The sequence below is a fragment of the Pseudoduganella sp. GW821-FHT11H04 genome, from assembly GCF_058807935.1.
On record NZ_JBXARE010000006.1, the window covers coordinates 72,719 to 89,558 of the forward strand.

General features: G+C 61.6%; 20 protein-coding genes. 11 read left to right on the forward strand and 9 right to left on the reverse strand.

All coding sequences use genetic code 11. From position 1 onward, the window contains the following. The first annotated feature begins 6 nt into the window (after positions 1-6). Positions 7-393, forward strand: a complete 387-nt coding sequence (locus tag AC1RTP_RS15090) for a VOC family protein (RefSeq protein WP_498608442.1) — start codon at positions 7-9, stop codon at positions 391-393. A 48-nt stretch (positions 394-441) separates the two neighbouring features. Here the strand turns inward: AC1RTP_RS15090 and AC1RTP_RS15095 are convergent, their stop codons facing one another. Next, the gene (locus AC1RTP_RS15095; protein ID WP_498608443.1) at positions 442-3,210 is read right to left on the reverse strand and encodes a reprolysin-like metallopeptidase; all 2,769 of its coding nucleotides are present in this window, start codon (positions 3,208-3,210) and stop codon (positions 442-444) included. A 233-nt stretch (positions 3,211-3,443) separates the two neighbouring features. Between AC1RTP_RS15095 and AC1RTP_RS15100 the strand changes: the two genes are divergently transcribed. From AC1RTP_RS15100 to AC1RTP_RS15130, 7 genes are all read left to right on the forward strand, one after another. Continuing rightward, positions 3,444-3,917 carry an SRPBCC family protein gene (locus tag AC1RTP_RS15100; protein ID WP_498608444.1) on the forward strand — a complete coding sequence of 158 codons (474 nt, stop codon included), beginning with the start codon at positions 3,444-3,446 and terminating at the stop codon, positions 3,915-3,917. Beyond that, positions 3,914-4,354: a VOC family protein gene (locus tag AC1RTP_RS15105; protein ID WP_498608445.1), complete on the forward strand. Its 441-nt coding sequence runs from the start codon at positions 3,914-3,916 to the stop codon at positions 4,352-4,354. Before AC1RTP_RS15100 ends, AC1RTP_RS15105 begins: the two co-directional genes overlap by 4 nt. Before the next feature lie 10 nt (positions 4,355-4,364). Next, positions 4,365-4,658 (forward strand): hypothetical protein, encoded by a 294-nt coding sequence (locus AC1RTP_RS15110; RefSeq protein WP_498608446.1) that lies wholly within the window; start codon positions 4,365-4,367, stop codon positions 4,656-4,658. A 74-nt stretch (positions 4,659-4,732) separates the two neighbouring features. Continuing rightward, the gene (locus tag AC1RTP_RS15115) at positions 4,733-5,122 is read left to right on the forward strand and encodes a hypothetical protein (protein WP_498608447.1); all 390 of its coding nucleotides are present in this window, start codon (positions 4,733-4,735) and stop codon (positions 5,120-5,122) included. 11 nt (positions 5,123-5,133) lie between these two features. Next, positions 5,134-5,457 (forward strand): hypothetical protein, encoded by a 324-nt coding sequence (locus AC1RTP_RS15120; protein WP_498608448.1) that lies wholly within the window; start codon positions 5,134-5,136, stop codon positions 5,455-5,457. Positions 5,458-5,471: 14 nt separating this feature from the next. Next, positions 5,472-5,843: a cupin domain-containing protein gene (locus AC1RTP_RS15125; protein ID WP_498608449.1), complete on the forward strand. Its 372-nt coding sequence runs from the start codon at positions 5,472-5,474 to the stop codon at positions 5,841-5,843. Between the two features lie 14 nt (positions 5,844-5,857). Then, on the forward strand, positions 5,858-6,253 hold the full coding sequence (locus AC1RTP_RS15130; RefSeq protein WP_498608450.1) for a cupin domain-containing protein: 396 nt from the start codon (positions 5,858-5,860) through the stop codon (positions 6,251-6,253). Here AC1RTP_RS15130 and msrA read toward each other — a convergent pair. After that, positions 6,243-6,770: a peptide-methionine (S)-S-oxide reductase MsrA gene (gene msrA, locus AC1RTP_RS15135; RefSeq protein WP_498608451.1), complete on the reverse strand. Its 528-nt coding sequence runs from the start codon at positions 6,768-6,770 to the stop codon at positions 6,243-6,245. The two genes, AC1RTP_RS15130 and msrA, sit on opposite strands and share 11 nt — an antisense overlap. Positions 6,771-6,921: 151 nt before the next feature. On the opposite strand from msrA, the gene AC1RTP_RS15140 reads away from it, so the two are divergent. From AC1RTP_RS15140 to AC1RTP_RS15150, 3 genes are all read left to right on the forward strand, one after another. After that, the gene (locus AC1RTP_RS15140) at positions 6,922-7,428 is read left to right on the forward strand and encodes a flavin reductase family protein (RefSeq protein WP_498608452.1); all 507 of its coding nucleotides are present in this window, start codon (positions 6,922-6,924) and stop codon (positions 7,426-7,428) included. Positions 7,429-7,475: 47 nt separating this feature from the next. Beyond that, positions 7,476-8,654 carry an acyl-CoA dehydrogenase gene (locus tag AC1RTP_RS15145; protein ID WP_498608453.1) on the forward strand — a complete coding sequence of 393 codons (1,179 nt, stop codon included), beginning with the start codon at positions 7,476-7,478 and terminating at the stop codon, positions 8,652-8,654. Between the two features lie 99 nt (positions 8,655-8,753). Continuing rightward, positions 8,754-9,212 carry a group II truncated hemoglobin gene (locus AC1RTP_RS15150; protein WP_498608454.1) on the forward strand — a complete coding sequence of 153 codons (459 nt, stop codon included), beginning with the start codon at positions 8,754-8,756 and terminating at the stop codon, positions 9,210-9,212. A 109-nt stretch (positions 9,213-9,321) separates the two neighbouring features. Here AC1RTP_RS15150 and AC1RTP_RS15155 read toward each other — a convergent pair whose 3' ends face one another. The 7 genes from AC1RTP_RS15155 to AC1RTP_RS15185 form a co-directional block, all read right to left on the reverse strand. After that, entirely contained in the window at positions 9,322-10,002 is a 681-nt protein-coding gene (locus AC1RTP_RS15155) for an OmpW/AlkL family protein (RefSeq protein ID WP_498608455.1), read from the reverse strand. 22 nt (positions 10,003-10,024) lie between these two features. Beyond that, positions 10,025-11,398, reverse strand: a complete 1,374-nt coding sequence (locus AC1RTP_RS15160) for an SGNH/GDSL hydrolase family protein (RefSeq protein ID WP_498608456.1) — start codon at positions 11,396-11,398, stop codon at positions 10,025-10,027. A 198-nt stretch (positions 11,399-11,596) separates the two neighbouring features. Beyond that, a complete protein-coding gene (locus AC1RTP_RS15165) occupies positions 11,597-13,141 on the reverse strand; it encodes an alpha/beta hydrolase family protein (RefSeq protein ID WP_498608457.1) in 1,545 nt (514 codons plus the stop codon). A gap of 44 nt (positions 13,142-13,185) precedes the next feature. After that, complete coding sequence (locus AC1RTP_RS15170) at positions 13,186-14,199, reverse strand: L-threonylcarbamoyladenylate synthase (RefSeq protein WP_498608458.1); 1,014 nt, start codon at positions 14,197-14,199, stop codon at positions 13,186-13,188. After that, a complete protein-coding gene (locus AC1RTP_RS15175) occupies positions 14,196-15,359 on the reverse strand; it encodes a 5-(carboxyamino)imidazole ribonucleotide synthase (protein WP_498608459.1) in 1,164 nt (387 codons plus the stop codon). Before AC1RTP_RS15175 ends, AC1RTP_RS15170 begins: the two co-directional genes overlap by 4 nt. A gap of 5 nt (positions 15,360-15,364) precedes the next feature. Beyond that, on the reverse strand, positions 15,365-15,853 hold the full coding sequence (gene purE / locus AC1RTP_RS15180; RefSeq protein WP_090435523.1) for a 5-(carboxyamino)imidazole ribonucleotide mutase: 489 nt from the start codon (positions 15,851-15,853) through the stop codon (positions 15,365-15,367). A 21-nt stretch (positions 15,854-15,874) separates the two neighbouring features. Then, positions 15,875-16,771 carry a phosphoribosylaminoimidazolesuccinocarboxamide synthase gene (locus AC1RTP_RS15185; RefSeq protein ID WP_498608460.1) on the reverse strand — a complete coding sequence of 299 codons (897 nt, stop codon included), beginning with the start codon at positions 16,769-16,771 and terminating at the stop codon, positions 15,875-15,877. Positions 16,772-16,840: the final 69 nt, after the last annotated feature.

Below are 16,840 nucleotides of genomic sequence, written 5' to 3' on the forward strand. Positions count from 1 at the left end.
GATCACATGAAACGAGTTACCGGCATCGGCGGTATTTTCTTCAAGGCCAAGGACGCCCAGGCACTGCGCGCTTGGTACAAGCAGCACTTGGGTGTTGATGTTCAAACTTGGGGTGGCGCTGCGTTTGACTGGACCGACGATGAAGGGAAGCCGGTCGGCGGCACCACCGCATGGTGCATCAACTCGAGCGAAAGCGACCACTTTGCTCCAAGCTCCTCCTCGTTCATGGTGAACTACCGCGTGGCGGACCTCCACGGCTTGGTCAAGGCTCTGCGTGAAGAAGGCTGCAATGTGCTCGAGAAAATTGAAGAATCCGAGTGGGGAAAGTTCGCCTGGGTCATGGATCCGGAGGGGAATAAAGTCGAACTGTGGGAACCACCGGCAGGTCAGTAAGAATAAGCGGGCCTTGGCCAATGGCTCAAGGCCCGCATCCATCGTCAATCAGTTGATGATGAAGTTGGCGTTTGAGACGTCAAAGAACACATTCCCTACCGCCTCCACCTTGATGCGCGCAGTGGTCGTCGTTTCGGCGGGCAGTGTTACGAGCTTGCTGCCGTTGTTCGGCGTGCTGGCTGCGAGCACATAAGGGAAGGTTTGGCCGCCGTCGGTCGATAGGCTGATCTTGACGTTGGCTGTGCTCACCGGTGCGGCCGAGGTGTTGGCGACGTTCCAGGTCACGTTCATCTGCGATCCGTGCGCCACCGTTACCGCCGAATTGGGCGCCGTAACCAGGAACGGGCCTGCGCCTGTTGCCAGCACCAGCGCCGTGGCTGCGCTGCCCACGCCGCCGTGGCCATCGCGTGCGGTGAGGCGGAAGTTCAGCGTGGCGGGACGTGCGTTCACCTTGCTGTAACCGGTGTAGCTGGCCGTCGGCAGGTACTCCGAGAAGCAGGCGATGTTGTCCACCGTTGGCGGCGATGCTGCAGCTGGGCAGGAACCGGTTTCCGCATTGGTGTTGTTGGCCAGGATTTGCGCCATGTCGGGGAAGATGCGCGTTGGGTTGGTGTTCACGGCGTTTTCGCCTGGCGAGCCGTATTGCAAGGCGTCGCTGTCGCTGACCATCGCTTGCTGGCCAAACTGTCGGAACAGCGGGCCATTGGCCTTGCTGTTGCTGATAAGCCCTGTTCCGCCAGTGCCTGCGCGGTCGTTCTGCTCCCACATGTAAGTCATGGCCTCCCCTTCCGCATTGCTTGCGCTGCCTGTCAGCGCGAACGGGGTGCGGATCGGGATGGTGTAGCTCGGCACTACACTGACTACGGGTACGCTGTTGCCGGTCTGCGCGACAGCGCCGCGTTTCTTGGTCGGGCCGCCCGCTACGATCTCGCCGACGCTGCCGCTGCAGCCGCCCGTGCAATTTGCGAGTTGCAGTGTTCCGGCCACTACGCTGCCCAGCGAGCCGCCGAAGGTCACGGTGAAGCCGGCGTCACTGACCGCGCTGACGGAAACGCTGGCGCCGGATGGCCATCCAGGGATCGCTTCGATTGCGCCTTTGATGCCATTGGTTGTGAAGTTGGAGCCGCGCACAATCGGCGCCGATGAACCGCCGTTGTAGGACAGCGTGAATTGTTGGCCGTTTGTGGTGAAGCCACGCAGTACGCCCATCTGCACGGATGTGAGGTTGGATTCGGCGCCGGAAGTATAGGCGGTGATTTCGTCGAAGCTGCGCTGCGACCAATAGGCATCGCTATGCCGCTGCAAATCGTCGGTGCCGCAAATGCCCGCGTAGGCCATGATGGACGATCCGCTTCCCGGCTCCACCGACGTGCCGGCATTGCGGTTGCCGCCGGAGCAGCTGCCGGTAACGCCGTTGAAGGTGTGGTTGCCGGCGAACTGGTGCCCCATTTCGTGAGCCACGTAATCGACTGCGTAGAAATCGCCCACCGGCGTTGGAATGCCGGTGCAGCCTTGCGCCTTGTAATTTCCGCCCACCACGCCCAGGCTGGCGATGCCGCCGCCGTTCAGGCCAAGCGCGATATGGCCCACATCGAAATTGCCAGCGCCAGCCAGCAGGCCAATCACGGTGCGGTTGCGGGTCAGCGTGGCGCCGCTGCACCCGGATGCCTGGTCTGCCGTGTAGCAGGCGGTGGCGCCGCATGGGCCGTTGGCGCCGGTCATTTGCGCGTCGGTGTCCAGGTTCAGCGCATCGGTGTTGTTGATCAGGATCAGGCGGATCGAGGTTTCGTCCTCGTAGACCTGGGTGACGCGGTTGATCAGGCTTACCTTGGCTGCCGTCACGTTGGCGCTGCCGCCGAAGTAGGTAGCGTAGGAAGGATCGGTCAGCAAGGCCAGTCGATAGGTGCGCAATTGCGTGCCCGCTGATGCTGCAGCGCTCACCGTGTCTTTCACTACGTGGTAGGAGCTGGTGGTGCTGTTCGTACCGTCAGAGGCGGTAACGGAATAAGCGCCTTCGCCGCGCGATGGGTCGGCGGCGAAGGTCGTGGATAGCACGCCTTCCTTGTCGGCCGAGACCACCATGCTGTGCACTGGGCCGAAGTCGTTGCCCTCACTGCGTACCGTAACGGTGATCGTGGCGCCGGGAGCAAAGCCTGCTCCGCGCACTTCCACTTCATCACCTGCGTGGACGAAGCTGCGCGTCAGGATTACTTGCGGCGTCTTTATCTCCCCCTCCTTGAAAACGCCGTGGCGGTTCGATAGGTCGCGCGCGTGGTAGCTGGTGTAGACGCTGTCGTCGAGGTGGTTTGCCGGGTCCACATACCAGGCGCCGTTCGGCGAGCGCACGGATGCTTTCAGGCCGAGCGGCGTGATATCCATGCGCAGCGTGGCGGATGGATCGTCGATGCCGCGGCCGGCGTACGTGCGGATCTCAGGGTGCTTGGCTGCCAGTTCAGGTTCCATCACCGGCGAGTCGACGACGCGGAAGCGTTGGTAGCCGCCTTCCGGGTGCGGCAGCGCGATGATCATGTCGCTATGCTTGGCCGACTGCGATTTTTCATTCGGAGCGTGTGCGAGCAGTTGCGCCATGCCGGCGCGGTCCAGCGTCGCTGCGTGATAGCGGCGTGGCAGCGCGGGAGCAGATGCGCTCTTGCCATGCACGCGCTGCACGTCTGCCTGACCGGCATCTCGCCAGTAGGCGCCGCTTGCCTGCACCGGGATGTTTCGTTTGCTGTTATTTTCTGCTGCCAGGGTGTTTACTGCGCTTAGGATCAGCGCACTCGCGAGCGCGAGCTTCAGGGGGGTATGCGTAGTCATTCCGTGCCTATTTATTTGAAAGGTTGTTGGAGGTCGAAACTGTGCAACTACTGCAAGGGTCGAGTATTTCGGAATTGATGGGTTAGCTCAAGCAGAGTTCGCTTGCGGCGTCGCCAGAAGTAGACAGCATGGAAGCTGTGTGCCGGAATCGCTGCGCCACACGCAGAGCCGTGCACAGCCGGAATCGACCGTGCTACCATTTGCAAAATTATTAACTTGCAGCAACATGGAATATGGCAAGCGTTGAGAGTCACGTCACGATCAAGGCGCCGGTCGACTTTGTCTACCGCGTCTCGCAAGACTATGCGGTGCGTTACGATTGGGATCCGTTCCCCGAGAATATCTCTGTCGTAGCGGGCGATCCAAACGCGCTGGCTGTCGGCAATCAGGTTCTGGTGAAGTCCAAGCTGGGCATGGATATGCTGGTTGAATTTGTCCAGGTGATGCCGCCGACACGGGCGGCAGTGAAAATGATCAAGGGGCCGTGGTTCCTGGAGAAGTTTGCCGGGTCGTGGATTTTCCAGGAAGGCCAATCGAAATCGCTGACCGAGGCGCGCTTCCGCTACACGATCACTGCAAAGCCTAAGGCCTTGCGATTGCTGGTGGAGCCGTTGGCTGCGCTGTATTTCTCCCGCGTCGTATCCAAGCGCCTCGCGGGTCTGAAGGCTTATTGCGAATCACGGCAGGACGCCAGGGAGGCATCATGACTGTTAAGCGGATGGACAACGTCGGCATCGTGGTGGAAGACCTGGATGCGGCGATCGAGTTCTTTACCGAGCTTGGCCTCAATCTCGAAGGACGCGCTCCGGTTGAAGGCGATTGGGCCGACGGTGTCACGGGCTTGCACGACATGCGCGTGGAGATTGCCATGATGCGCACGCCGGATGGCCACAGCCGGCTCGAGTTGTCCCGCTTCCTCGCGCCAGCCGTGGTGGCAGATCACCGTGTAGCGCCGGTGAACTCTCTCGGCTACTTGCGCGTCATGTTCGCAGTGGAGGATATCGACGATACCCTCGCCCGGCTCGGCAAACTCGGCGCGCAGTTGGTCGGTGAAGTGGCGCAGTATCAGAACATATATCGGCTTTGCTATATCCGAGGTCCCGAAGGAATTCTCATCGGACTCGCTCAAGAGCTCTCACATTGAAAATCACAAGATGGATGACGCAACGAGAAAAGAAATCCTGTCACTGGGCCGAACTGCCCACGATTTGACCGAAACTTCGTATCAACAAAACCTCGCCATGCGTGGGGATGCGGGTTGGGCGGAGAAGCAGCGCATGCTCCTCGCCGACATGGCGCTTCACCTGCTGCAGACGGCGATCAAAGATGGCGAGCTGTCGGAGGAAGGCTTGAAAAGAAACCTGTTCTCAATCCTGACGATCTCGGACCAGTTTATTCAAGGGCATGATCTCAAGGCCGTCGCAGACAAACTCTATTCGCCATGCTGAGGAAAGCAATTCTTGTTGCGGCACTGCCCCTTGCGGCTTTCGCAGCCGAGCCGCCATCCCCGCAAGTCGCGGCTGTGATCAAGCTTTACCAGGCCTTTGCCTACGAAGCAGTAGTGGACTACCCCTTGGAACCTGGCTTTATAGACCAGCCCAAGGAAGTCCTGCTGCGGCACATCACGCCAAACCTGTATGAGCTCATTCATCGCGACCGCGTCTGCACAATAACGAAGCATGAGATTTGCCGGCTAGATTTTGTGCCTCTGTGGGGCAACCAGGATCCCTCCGGCTCCACGGTGAATTTCGAAGCAGGATCGACAAGCAACGCAGTTGTTGCGCACCTGCGCACGGGTTCCTACGCGAGCAAGCTAACGTACTCGCTGGTGCAAACCAAAGCCGGGTGGCGCGTCGACAATATCGCTTACGATGATGGCCGGCCCACATTGAAAGAACTCTTAACAAAATAGAGGAGATGAAGATGATTCGGAGATTCGTCGCTTTCGCAACGCTTGGCCTTATGCTGGGCGGGTGCAATATGGTCGACGCGGTCAAGGAAGGAATGGCGCAATCCGAAGCAGTAGCGACGACGATCGAGAAGCAGGTCGGTGTGAAACCGCAGGTTGGCTTCAGCTACCACAACGGCTCGTTCACCGCGGCGACGGTTCAATTCTCTTCCCTTCCGTCTGCGAATTTGTCCGACGTTGAAAAGATTTCCCGCAAGGCGGTGGTAACTTCCTTCAAGAGTGAACCGGAAAGCCTTGTGGTCTCGTTTGTGTTCAAGAAGAACGGCGCCGCGAACTAAAGAAGGGATTTACGATGAACGAAGCAGTTTCTCCGAGCAAAGTAGCGGCCAGCCTTAGTGAACACTGGTCCCCGCGCGTTGTGGCGGACGTCGACGACTCCTACGTCAAGGTCGCCAAGGTCCTTGGTTCGCTCGCCTGGCATAGCCATGAACATGAGGACGAACTTTTCTACATTCTCAAAGGCTCCCTGACGATCGAGATGGAAGACCGGTCCGTTGTCCTCAATGAAGGCGAGGCCTTTGTCGTCCCGAAAGGCGTCAGACATAATCCCATCGCCGAGAACGAGTGCCACATCATGCTGATCGAGCGCAAATCAACGCTGCATACCGGCACCGAGGTCACTGAAAAAACGCGTAGCCTTGCCGAACAGTTACGTCCAGTTTGAAAGGAGTGTGCAGCATGGCTTCATCCATTGGGCTTTTCCAGGCCACCGAGACTTATCTCCACCTCGGGCCCGAAGGGTCAGCGGTCCCGCTCGAAGTCGATGAATCGTTCTGGGAAAAACTGACAACCGGTGGCTTTGAGCATCTTGGGCCGGGACGGCTGGTGTCGACTTACGATTTCTCCAACGATTGGGCAAGCTGGGAACAGCATCCCGCTGGCGAAGAAGTCGTCGTCCTGATCTCGGGCGAAATCGAGTTCGTGCTCGAGCCTGAGCGCAAAATCACACTATCGAAGCCGGGCCAGTTCCTGCTGGTGCCGCGCGGCGCCTGGCACACTGCCAACGTCGCACAGCAAGCCAAAGTGCTGTTCATTACGCCAGGCGAAGGGACCGCGCACCGCCCTAGGTCTTGAGCTTGTCGGCGTAAGTCTTGCGGAACTTGGCTACTTTGGGCGCTACCACGAAAGCGCAATAGCCTTGCAGCGGATGCTGGGCGAAGTAGTTCTGGTGGTAGTCCTCGGCCTTGAAGAACGGCGCGGCGGTCGCCAGCTCGGTGACAATCGGGGCATCCCACACATGGGCCATTTCCCCGATCACTTGACGGGCAGTGGCTTCCTGTTCCGGTGTTTCGTAAAAGATAACGGAACGGTACTGGGTGCCGACATCGTTGCCTTGCCGGTTCAGGGTAGTCGGATCGTGAATGGTGAAGAAGATCACCAGCAGGTCGCGGTAGCTGATTTGGACCGGGTCGTACTCTAGCCGCACCACTTCCGCGTGGCCGGTTTCGCCTGTACAGACCTGTTCATACGTTGGATTGGGCTGCGCGCCCCCCGTGTAACCGGATTCCACCTTGGTTACACCTTTGACTTCCAGGTACACCGCCTCCGTGCACCAGAAGCATCCACCGCCCAGGATTGCCACCTCAGCCATATCGCCCTCCTCACGTACCGGAAGTATTACTGTAGCGCAAATCCGCCCGCACCGCACAAAAAGTGCCGCCTTAGCTAAAATCACTGTCGCTTTCGCCAAAGGTTAGACTATCGTTCTTTGGCATAATCTCTTTGAAACAAACAGGTACCGCATGAATACCAGCTCCCCACGCGCCACTGAGCGCGAATTCGATAGTGCCCATTTTCGCCAGGCACTCTCGCAATTTGCCACCGGTGTCACCGTGATCACTACGCGGCTTGCTGATGGCAGTTTCCGCGGCTTGACGGCCAGTTCCTTCAATTCCGTCTCGCTGAACCCGCCATTGGTGCTGTGGAGCCTGGGCACGGGCGCTAATAGCCTGCCCATTTTCAGCGGCAACTCGCACTATGTGATTAATGTGCTGAGCGCAGACCAGGCCCATTTGGCCAAGCTGTTTTCGACCCGTTCGGAAGACCCGTTCGGCACCGTCGAATTTGAGCTGTCGCGCACCGGCCAGCCGATCCTGAAGGGTTGCACGGCGTGGTTTGAATGCCACAACCGTAGCCGCTACCCGGAGGGCGACCACGTGATTTTCGTGGGCGAGGTTGAGCAATGCGAGTTTGCGGGGAATGCACCGCTGGTTTTCCACGGCGGCCAGTTCCGCGACCTGTTGAAATGATTGGTTTTTTATAATTGTTGTACAAACAGAGAGAGACAGGAAGCAACATGAGCAAAGCCGCATTCCACTGGGACGATCCCCTGCTGCTGAACGACCAGCTGACCGACGAAGAGCGCATGGTGCGCGACGCCGCCGCGGCTTACTGCCAGGACAAGCTGCAGCCACGCATCCTGGAAGCTTTCCGCCATGAGCAGATGGACACCTCCATCTTCCGCGAAATGGGCGAACTGGGCCTGCTGGGTCCAACCATCCCGGAACAATACGGTGGTCCTGGCCTGAACTACGTGGCTTACGGCCTGATCGCACGCGAAGTGGAACGTGTCGATTCCGGCTACCGCTCGATGATGTCGGTGCAGTCCTCCCTGGTGATGGTGCCGATCTATGAATTCGGTACCGAAGCCCAGAAACAGAAATACCTGCCAAAGCTGGCGACCGGCGAGTGGATCGGCTGCTTCGGCCTGACCGAGCCTAACCACGGTTCCGACCCAGGTTCGATGATCACCCGCGCCAAGAAGGTGCCAGGTGGCTACTCCCTGACCGGCTCCAAGATGTGGATCACCAACTCCCCAGTGGCCGACGTATTCGTGGTCTGGGCCAAGGATGATGAAGGCGCGATCCGCGGCTTCGTGCTGGAAAAAGGCATGAAAGGCCTGTCCGCACCTGCAATCCACGGCAAGTTCGGCCTGCGCGCTTCGATCACCGGCGAAATCGTGATGGACGAAGTGTTCTGCCCGGAAGAAAACGCCTTCCCGGACGTGCGCGGCCTGAAAGGCCCGTTCACCTGCCTGAACTCGGCACGCTACGGTATCGCCTGGGGTGCGCTGGGCGCGGCGGAAGACTGCTGGCACACCGCCCGCCAGTACACCCTGGACCGCAACCAATTCGGCCGCCCACTGGCGGCGAACCAGCTGGTGCAGAAGAAGCTGGCCGACATGCAGACCGAAATCACCCTCGGCCTGCAAGGTTGCCTGCGCCTGGGCCGCATGAAGGACGAAGGCACTGCCGCCGTCGAAATCACCTCGATCATGAAGCGCAACTCCTGCGGCAAGTCGCTGGACATCGCCCGCGTGGCGCGCGACATGCTGGGCGGCAACGGCATCTCCGACGAATTCGGCATCATCCGCCACATGGTGAACCTGGAAGTGGTCAACACCTACGAAGGCACGCACGACATCCACGCCCTGATCCTGGGCCGCGCGATGACCGGCATCCAAGCCTTCCAGTAAAAAAGGGGACGTCCCCCTTTTTCAGGAGCCCCGCCGCGAGCGGGGCTTTTTTATGCGTGCTAGCATGCTTGCCGATCCCTCACGTCAAGGAGCGGCAACATGGTCCCAACTTTGTACGATTGGCTTGGCGGCAGCGATGCGCTGAACAAGCTCACCACCCGTTTCTACCAGCATGTGAAAGCCGACTCGCTGCTCGGCGCAGTCTTTGCCCACATGGGCGACCATCATCCGGCGCATGTTGCGGCATTTCTTGGAGAAGTAATGGGCGGGCCGACCGCCTATTCGGAAGTGCATGGCGGCCATGCGCACATGATTCGCCAGCACCTGAGCCGTCACCTGTCGCAGGAGCAGCGCCGCCGCTGGGTGACGCTGCTGCTCGATACGGCCGATGAATTAGGGATGCCGGACGACCCCGAATTCCGCTCGGCCCTGGTGGGCTACCTGGAATGGGGTTCGCGCCTGGCGGTGATCAACTCCCAGCCCGGCGCTATCGTCGAAGAAGAACAACCTATGCCCAAGTGGGGCTGGGGTGAGGTCAAGGGGCCGTATATTCCTTAGCCGGATGGCGCGAAATGTCCACCTTGGGGTCAGGAACGAAAGTGGACATTTTCTGGAAAATGTCCACCTCTGTTCCTGACCCCAAGGTGGACATTTCGCGGGGGCTACGTCAGAAGCGGTAGCCTACGGAGAGGCTGACTGCCAGTGGGTCGAGCTTGATGTCCAGCGTCTGGCCGGTGGAGAAGTGGGCGCGGGTCTTGAGCTTGGTCTTGACCACATTCACGTCGGCATAAAAGCGCTCGGACAGCTTGGCGGTGGCGCCCAGCACGCCGCTGATGGCGGACTTGGAATCCAGCGAGTACGTCACCGGGGAGCCGCCCGTGTTCAGGATCGCGGTCAGCTGCGCGGAGCCGGTCTCTTTCTGGAAGTAGGCATAGGTGTAGCCCAGGCCTACGTAGGGACGCACGGTGGCGTTCGGCTCGAAGAAGCGGTATTGGCCGAAGATCGTCGGCGGCAGCGCTTCGGCGGTGCCCAGCTTGCCGGTGCCCTGGATGGTGCCGGCGCCGTACAGGGTGTGCTTGTACGGTGCGCCCAGCATCAGCTCAGCGCTGATGTGGTCGGTGAACATATAGCCTACGCTGAAGATCGGCTTGGTGTCCGAGCCCACTTCGGCTTTCACGCCCGGCTTGGATGGTGCGGTGACATCGCCGGAAGTGACGTCCGGCGAAATGCGGTTGACGCCAACCTTGGCCAGCCATTCACCTTGCGATTGCGCGGAAGCGCCCGATGCGGCGCCCAGCGCGGCGGCGATGGCCAGCAGCTTGATGGCGCTGTTGAGTCGTTTAGTCATTGCTTGTCCTTTTATTCTGTAATTACATCCAGCCTTTGGCGATCAGGCGTTCCGAGATATAGCGGGCGGCCTGCAGGCCCAGGTATGGCGTCGGATGCACGGAGTCGGCGAATGCATAGTGGCTGACGTCGCCAGCTTTCAGGTTATTGGCGTTGCAGCCCAGCGAGTTGCCCAACGGGTTCTTGGCCGGGGTGAAGTCGCAAGCGGGATCGGAGCTGTTGGTCAGGCCGTAGATGCCAGGGTTGGTTGCCTGGTCATGGGTCAGCGTGTAGGCGTCGATCAGCAGCACTTTGCTTTCGCCGGACAGGCCTGCGGTCAGCGTGTCGTTGAAGGCCTTGACCGCTGCATTGATCACGCTGCGGCCAGCATCGGTGGTAGCGCGGCCGGCTGGCGTGGTAGCAACGTCCGGCATGCCAACCACGGTGACGAAATTGGCGCCATTGCCAATCATCTGGGTCTTGACGGTTGCGACGATCTGGCTTGCTGCGGTGGCGACAGCTTGCACGACGCCTGGTGCATTGGCGGCGAAGTAGTCGGTGCCGGCCTTGGTGCCGGCGACGGATGCATCCGCCTGGGCCTTGGCAACCATCGGGCCATACACGGCCGGCGAGGCAGCTGCGGTATTGCCGGCCAATACGGCGGCGGTAACGGCTGCGCTCACGATGCTGGCATCGGTGCTGCCAGGACGCGCGGCTTCGGTCGCCAGGGCTAGGCCGATCGATTGGGCGGCGGTAGCAGGATTCGTGGCGCCGGCTGCCAGCTGGGCAACCAGGCTGTTGCCGAAGGCGGTCTTGCCCGCTGCGGTACCGGCAGCAGTCGCTGCGTCACCGAGTTGTTGCATGCCGACGAGCAGGTCGTTATTACCGGTCAGTACGAAGACGATCTCATCGCCTTTGAATTTGCCGCCGACTGCTGCCAGGTGGTTCGCCACCTGGGTGGTGAATGGATAGGTTAATGCGCCGAGCGGGCTGCCGGTGAGCTTATGGCCGATGCCGACTGGATTGCTGACGCGCGAACCGCCCTGGCCATAGCCGTAGCAGCCGGTGTGGGCTTGCGCCGGCACGCTGAAGCCCTTGCTGGCATCGCCATCGAGGCCGGTGACGGCCGCGCATGGCTTCGGCAGGCCGAGCTGGGCTGCAATCAGTTCAGGCCAGACTTTGCCGGTCAGGGCAGGATTCACCGCGGTATTGTCGCCGTTGATGGTGAAGAGGCCGCCGCCAATGGCCGCCACGGCGCCGACCTTGTAGGTGCCGACGTCCACCAGGCTGTCGCCAAAGATCACCTCGGCGGAATATTTGGTTTTCGGGGTTTGGTCGCCAGGGCGCGGATCGCTGCCGCCGCAACCGGCAATCACGGCCGCTGCCATGACCGTCAAGGCAAGTTTGAAATGACGCATTGTGTCTCCAGGGGGTGGTATTTTTGTAGGCTTTACGAACGCGCGTGCTATTCGTAGCCAAACTAATATGCCAGTTCAGGCAAGTTTGATACAAGGAGAAATTTGTAAAAACAACACCCTTGCACCATTGCGGCGCGTGACTGTCGCAGCGGCGCATCAGCGAGGCAAGGGAGGCGTGGTCCGGCAACCGCGCGGGAGTCAGTGCGCGGCCAGAACGTCTTGCCGCATCAGGGCGTTGAAGTAGGTGCGGGCGGCCAGCAGGCAGGGGGCGCCTGCCAGGCGGGCGTGGTAGCTTTCCATCAGCAGTTCGTCGGCGCTGCGACCGCTTTTTTCCGCTTCTTCCCTCGCCTTTTTCATGCTCTCATCCCGGATCAGGACAAAGCTGCGACGGGCGTTCGTAAACGCGTCTTGATCATCCTGCTGCTCCAGGTCCACCACGATTGGCGTCACGCCGTGCCGCGTGAAATATGCGGCGGCGGCGGTGGCGTTGAAGAAAGGGACCGACGGATCTTTGCTGCCGCCGCATAGCAGCAGCGGGCTTTGGGGGATGTAATTGCGCAAGTCGTTTTTCAGCATCCATTTGCGCAGGTTGTTGGCGGGCGTGCAGTCTTCGCCATCGCCGCAGGGATGCTGGGCCACGTCCTGCAGGTAGGCGTTGCGGAAGCTGGTGCGCACCAGGTGCGGGTTGCTGAAATAGGCTGCGCTGCCGCTGCCCTGCGGCAGGGAGTCGAGAGCAAAGACGGCGGCCTTGGGCAGCTTGCCTTGCTTGACCAGTTCCTTGCGCGTCATGGTCGTTGGGAACAGTGTCTCAATGCCGCTCGCATATTGCACTTCGTAGAATTCTTCCGGCTTGGCGTAGATGGCGGCGCCTGCGTGCTGGGCCGAGGTGGCGATCAGCGGCAGGTAGATCGTGATACCGGCATTCGGTTGGCCGCCAAACACCGTGTCGGAGAAGCGCGCCATGGCGTACGGGCCGGATAGTCCGGCGGCCGCGGTCACTTTGAATTCATCGCCCTGCTGCATGGCGCGTTGCGTCGCCAGCGTGACGTGGCCGCCTTGCGAGTAGCCGGCCAGGAAAAGGTTCGGGCCGGGCTGGGCGTGCAGGCGCGCCATCGCGACGCGGGCGGCGCGCAGAGCGTCGATCATGTCGGCCGATTGCTGTTCGGCGTTCAGGTAGGGATGGTAGGGCAGCGAGGAACCGTCGTAGCCGGCGTAGTTGGGCGCCACCACGATATAGCCCTGCGCAGTGAACAGCGCTGCCACCAGCTTGGCTTCGCCGCGCAGGCGGGCCATATTGTGGTCCTTGGCGGTCGATGTGCCGTGGGCGTACAGCAGCACGGGTCGCGGGCCCTGGCATTGCGGGTCGTCGCCGGAGGGCAGGATCAGCGCGGTGCTGGCGTCGGTCGCTTCGCCTCCGCCGCCGATGGTGCTGTAACGCAGGCTGTAGGTGGTGATGGTGCAGCGCGGCTTGCCGGCGGCTTCCGCCAGCGCGCTGCCGGCTTTCTGCAGCACTTCGGCCAGCATGGCGGGTTCAATGCGTTTGGAACTGCTGAATGGTCCGGTGTCGATGCGCGACAGGGTGGGGCCGGCGAGCAGCGTGCCGCGTTCAGCGGAGGAGAGACGGGTGCGGGCAACGGCTCCCGCTTCGGCGCCGTCGTTGGCAAGTGCGCCTTGCGACAGCAGCGCGGTGGCAACAGCAAGCCATCCCACGCTGCGTGCGATGTGTGCCGTGATGCGGGACATGGCGGCCTCCTCGCTTGCGCAGGAGGCGGGCTGCCCCGCTGCGGTTACGACTTCAGGAAACGCTCAATAATGCCGGTCGAGCCGAAGGCAGCGCGGCGCAGTCGGTCATTGACGCCAAGCCAGGCATCATCGGCCGGCGGCGCTTCGACGAGGATCAATTCAACCTGTTCCTGATCCATCGCGCGCAACGCGGCATACACACCATAAGCATACCCCTTTGGCTCGGCAGGGAGCGCCACATTTGCTTGCGTCAGCGCAAACGGCGTGTAATGGATCAGCGCTGCACTACGCCCTCGCAGCTTGAGCTCCGCAAGGGTTTTTTCGATGTCGCCAGTCGGCAACAGTGCCACCGGCGCCTTCGGTGCGTAGTGCGATTCCAGCGTGCCGGATGCGCGCGGCGCGGCCTGGTCTGGCTGGCGCGGCATGGCGCCGATCACGTCGGCGATTTCCTGCGCGGTGATGTGGCCGGGGCGCAGCAGCACCGGGCCGTGCGTGGCCAGGCGCGACATGTCGAGGATGGTGGATTCAATGCCGACCTGGCTCGAACCGCCATCGAGGATGGCGGCCAGGCGCGGGTCGTCGCCGAATTCATCGCGCACGTGCTGCGCGGTGGTCGGGCTGACGTTGCCGAACTTGTTGGCAGAAGGTGCAGCCACGCCGCCCTTGCCGCCTTTGAAAGCTTGCAGCAGCTGCATCGCCACAGGGTGCGATGGGCAGCGGATGCCGACCGTGTCCTGGCCGCCGGAAACGGCGTCCGGGATGTGGGCGTTGCGCTTGAGGATCAGGGTCAGCGGGCCAGGCCAGAAAGCTTTCACCAGCTGGCGCGCTTGCTCGGGTACATCGGTGGTCCAGTAATCGATGTCGGCGCCGGGGGCGACGTGCACGATCACCGGATGGTCCTGCGGGCGGCCTTTGGCAGCATAAATCTTTGCGACGGCGGCCGGGTTCTCCGCATCCGCACCTAGGCCGTACACGGTCTCGGTGGGGAATGCGACCAGGTCGCCATTCGCCAGCGCAGCTGCGGCGCCGGCGATGTCGCGGGATGCTGCGTCGGTCATGGCGCGATCCCGAGGATGGCGCAAGCGGCGTTGAGGTGCTGCTGCGCTTCCACCAGCGTCGGAGCGACGAAGGTCAGGTGTCCCATCTTGCGCGCACGGCGCGGTTCTTCCTTGCCGTACAGGTGCAGGTTGGCGCCTGGCAGGGCCAGTACCTTGTCCCACGCCGGCTCGCGTACATCGTCGCCCACGCCTTCGTACCAGATGTCGCCGAGGATGTTCAGCATGACGGCCGGCGAATGCTGGCGCACATCGCCCAGCGGCAGGCCGGCCATGGCGCGCACCTGCTGTGCGAACTGGCTGGTGACGCAGGCGTCGATGGTGTAGTGGCCGCTGTTATGCGGACGCGGAGCCATCTCGTTGACGACCAGTGAGCCGTCGGCCAGCACGAAGAACTCGATGCACAGCACGCCGACGTAGCCCAGTTCCGCCACGATGGCTTTCGCCGCTGCTTGCGCTTTGACGGCGCAGTCGGCGGTGATATTCGGGCCTGGCACGGTGGTGGTGAACAGGATGCCGTCGCGGTGCACGTTTTCGGCGATCGGGTAGACCACGGACGCGCCGTCCGCAGCACGTGCGGTGAGCACGGACACTTCATATGCCAGCGGCAGCATCTTCTCCAGCAGGCAGGTGACCTTGCCCATGCCTTCGAAGGCGGCGCGCACGTCGTCGCGCGACTTCACGCGGACCTGGCCCTTGCCGTCATAGCCCATACGGACAGTCTTCAGGATACCTGGCAGCAGGTCGTCGCTGATGGCGTCGATATCGGCGTCGGTGGCGATGACTTTATGCGGCGCAGGCATCACGCCCGACTTGGCGGCGCTGGCGACGAAGAAGCTCTTCTCCGCAATGCGGTCCTGCGCCACGGACACACCGTGCGCATTCGGCGCCACGAAGACCGATTGCGCGAGGCGCGACAGGCTGTCGGCAGGGACGTTCTCGAACTCGGTGGTGACAGCCACGCATTGCGCGGCCAGTGCATCCAGGCCGGCGGCATCGCTGTAGCCGGCGTTGATCAGGCGATTGGCCGCCTGCCCCGCAGGGCAGTCAGCGGCCGGCTCCAGCACGGCGACGTTGTAGCCCATGCTCTGCGCGGCGTGCGCGAACATGCGGCCAAGCTGGCCGCCGCCCATCACGCCCAGCCACGCTGGAGGGTTCTTCACATTACTCATACAGGCAATACCATTGCTTTAGCGGCTGCGGTTTGCGACACGCGGAATTCTTCCAGCTTGGCAGCCAGCGCGTCGTCCGTGGTGGCGATGATCGCCACAGCGGTCAGGCCCGCGTTGGCAGCGCCAGCCTCGCCGATGGCGAAGGTCGACACCGGCACACCCTTCGGCATCTGCACGATGGACAACAGCGAGTCTTCGCCGCGCAGGTACTTGGACGGCACAGGCACGCCCAGCACCGGCACGATGGTCATTGCCGCCACCATGCCTGGCAGGTGGGCCGCGCCGCCGGCGCCGGCGATGATGGCGCGCAGGCCGCGAGCGCGGGCGCTCTTGGCGTAGGCGTACATCTCGTCCGGCATGCGGTGGGCGGAGATCACTTGCGCTTCATACGGCACGCCGAACTGCTTCAGCATGTCGACGGCGTTCTTCATCACGTCCCAGTCCGAGGACGAGCCCATGATGATGCCGACCAGTGGTTTGCTCATTGGCTGATTATCGGACATGGCTTATACCTTCAGCTTTTCGCCGGTCAGGCGCTCGATAGCTTCGAAGTATTTGGCCTGGGTCTTTTCGATCACTTCCGCTGGCAGGGCTGGCGCCGGCGGGGTCTTTTGCCAGTCGGTCAGGGTTTCCAGGTAGTCGCGCACGAACTGCTTGTCGTAGGACGGTGGCGAGATGCCTGGACGGTAGGAGTCGGCTGGCCAGAAGCGCGAGGAATCGGCGGTCAGCACTTCGTCCATCAGGTGCAGGACGCCGTTGTCGTCCAGGCCGAATTCGAACTTGGTGTCGGCGATGATGATGCCCTTGGTCGCTGCGTAGTCGGCAGCGGTGGTGTACAGCTTGATCGCAACTTCGCGGATCTTGGCGGCCAGTTCGGCGCCGATTTTCTTTTCCATCTCTTCGAAGGAGATGTTTTCATCGTGTTCGCCCAGGTCGGCTTTGGCGGCCGGGGTGAAGATTGGTTCTGGCAGCTTGTCGGCTTGCTGCAGGCCTTCCGGCAGCTTGATGCCGCAGATGGAGCCGGTGGCCTGGTAGTCTTTCCAGCCGGAGCCGATGATGTAGCCGCGTACCACCGCTTCCACCAGGATTGGCTTCAGGCGCTTCGCCACAACGCTGCGGCCTTTGACCTGTTCGACTTCGTCTTGCGCCACGATCGATTCCGGGGTGACGCCGGTCAGGTGGTTAGGGACGATGTGACCCAGTTTTTCGAACCAGAAGTCGGACATCTGGTTCAGGACCATGCCTTTGCCAGGGATCGGTTCGTTCATCACGACGTCGAACGCGGACAGGCGGTCGGTGGTGACGATCAGGATCTTGTCGGTGCCGACGGCGTAGTTGTCGCGCACTTTACCGTGGCCCAGCAGGGGGAGGGATTTGATGGAGGATTTGTACAGGCTGTTCATGGCGGGGACTATCTGAGATTTTTAAACCGGTAAACCGGTGTCTGACCCACGGGGTCAGACACCAGGCAA

Coding starts and splice junctions, on each gene's coding strand:
- AC1RTP_RS15090 (WP_498608442.1), top strand. CDS start 7: ATGAAACGAGTTACCGGCATCGGCGGTATTTTCTTCAAGGCCAAGGAC.
- AC1RTP_RS15095 (WP_498608443.1), bottom strand. CDS start 3,210: ATGACTACGCATACCCCCCTGAAGCTCGCGCTCGCGAGTGCGCTGATC.
- AC1RTP_RS15100 (WP_498608444.1), top strand. CDS start 3,444: ATGGCAAGCGTTGAGAGTCACGTCACGATCAAGGCGCCGGTCGACTTT.
- AC1RTP_RS15105 (WP_498608445.1), top strand. CDS start 3,914: ATGACTGTTAAGCGGATGGACAACGTCGGCATCGTGGTGGAAGACCTG.
- AC1RTP_RS15110 (WP_498608446.1), top strand. CDS start 4,365: ATGGATGACGCAACGAGAAAAGAAATCCTGTCACTGGGCCGAACTGCC.
- AC1RTP_RS15120 (WP_498608448.1), top strand. CDS start 5,134: ATGATTCGGAGATTCGTCGCTTTCGCAACGCTTGGCCTTATGCTGGGC.
- AC1RTP_RS15125 (WP_498608449.1), top strand. CDS start 5,472: ATGAACGAAGCAGTTTCTCCGAGCAAAGTAGCGGCCAGCCTTAGTGAA.
- AC1RTP_RS15130 (WP_498608450.1), top strand. CDS start 5,858: ATGGCTTCATCCATTGGGCTTTTCCAGGCCACCGAGACTTATCTCCAC.
- msrA (WP_498608451.1), bottom strand. CDS start 6,770: ATGGCTGAGGTGGCAATCCTGGGCGGTGGATGCTTCTGGTGCACGGAG.
- AC1RTP_RS15140 (WP_498608452.1), top strand. CDS start 6,922: ATGAATACCAGCTCCCCACGCGCCACTGAGCGCGAATTCGATAGTGCC.
- AC1RTP_RS15145 (WP_498608453.1), top strand. CDS start 7,476: ATGAGCAAAGCCGCATTCCACTGGGACGATCCCCTGCTGCTGAACGAC.
- AC1RTP_RS15150 (WP_498608454.1), top strand. CDS start 8,754: ATGGTCCCAACTTTGTACGATTGGCTTGGCGGCAGCGATGCGCTGAAC.
- AC1RTP_RS15155 (WP_498608455.1), bottom strand. CDS start 10,002: ATGACTAAACGACTCAACAGCGCCATCAAGCTGCTGGCCATCGCCGCC.
- AC1RTP_RS15160 (WP_498608456.1), bottom strand. CDS start 11,398: ATGCGTCATTTCAAACTTGCCTTGACGGTCATGGCAGCGGCCGTGATT.
- AC1RTP_RS15165 (WP_498608457.1), bottom strand. CDS start 13,141: ATGTCCCGCATCACGGCACACATCGCACGCAGCGTGGGATGGCTTGCT.
- AC1RTP_RS15170 (WP_498608458.1), bottom strand. CDS start 14,199: ATGACCGACGCAGCATCCCGCGACATCGCCGGCGCCGCAGCTGCGCTG.
- purE (WP_090435523.1), bottom strand. CDS start 15,853: ATGAGCAAACCACTGGTCGGCATCATCATGGGCTCGTCCTCGGACTGG.
- AC1RTP_RS15185 (WP_498608460.1), bottom strand. CDS start 16,771: ATGAACAGCCTGTACAAATCCTCCATCAAATCCCTCCCCCTGCTGGGC.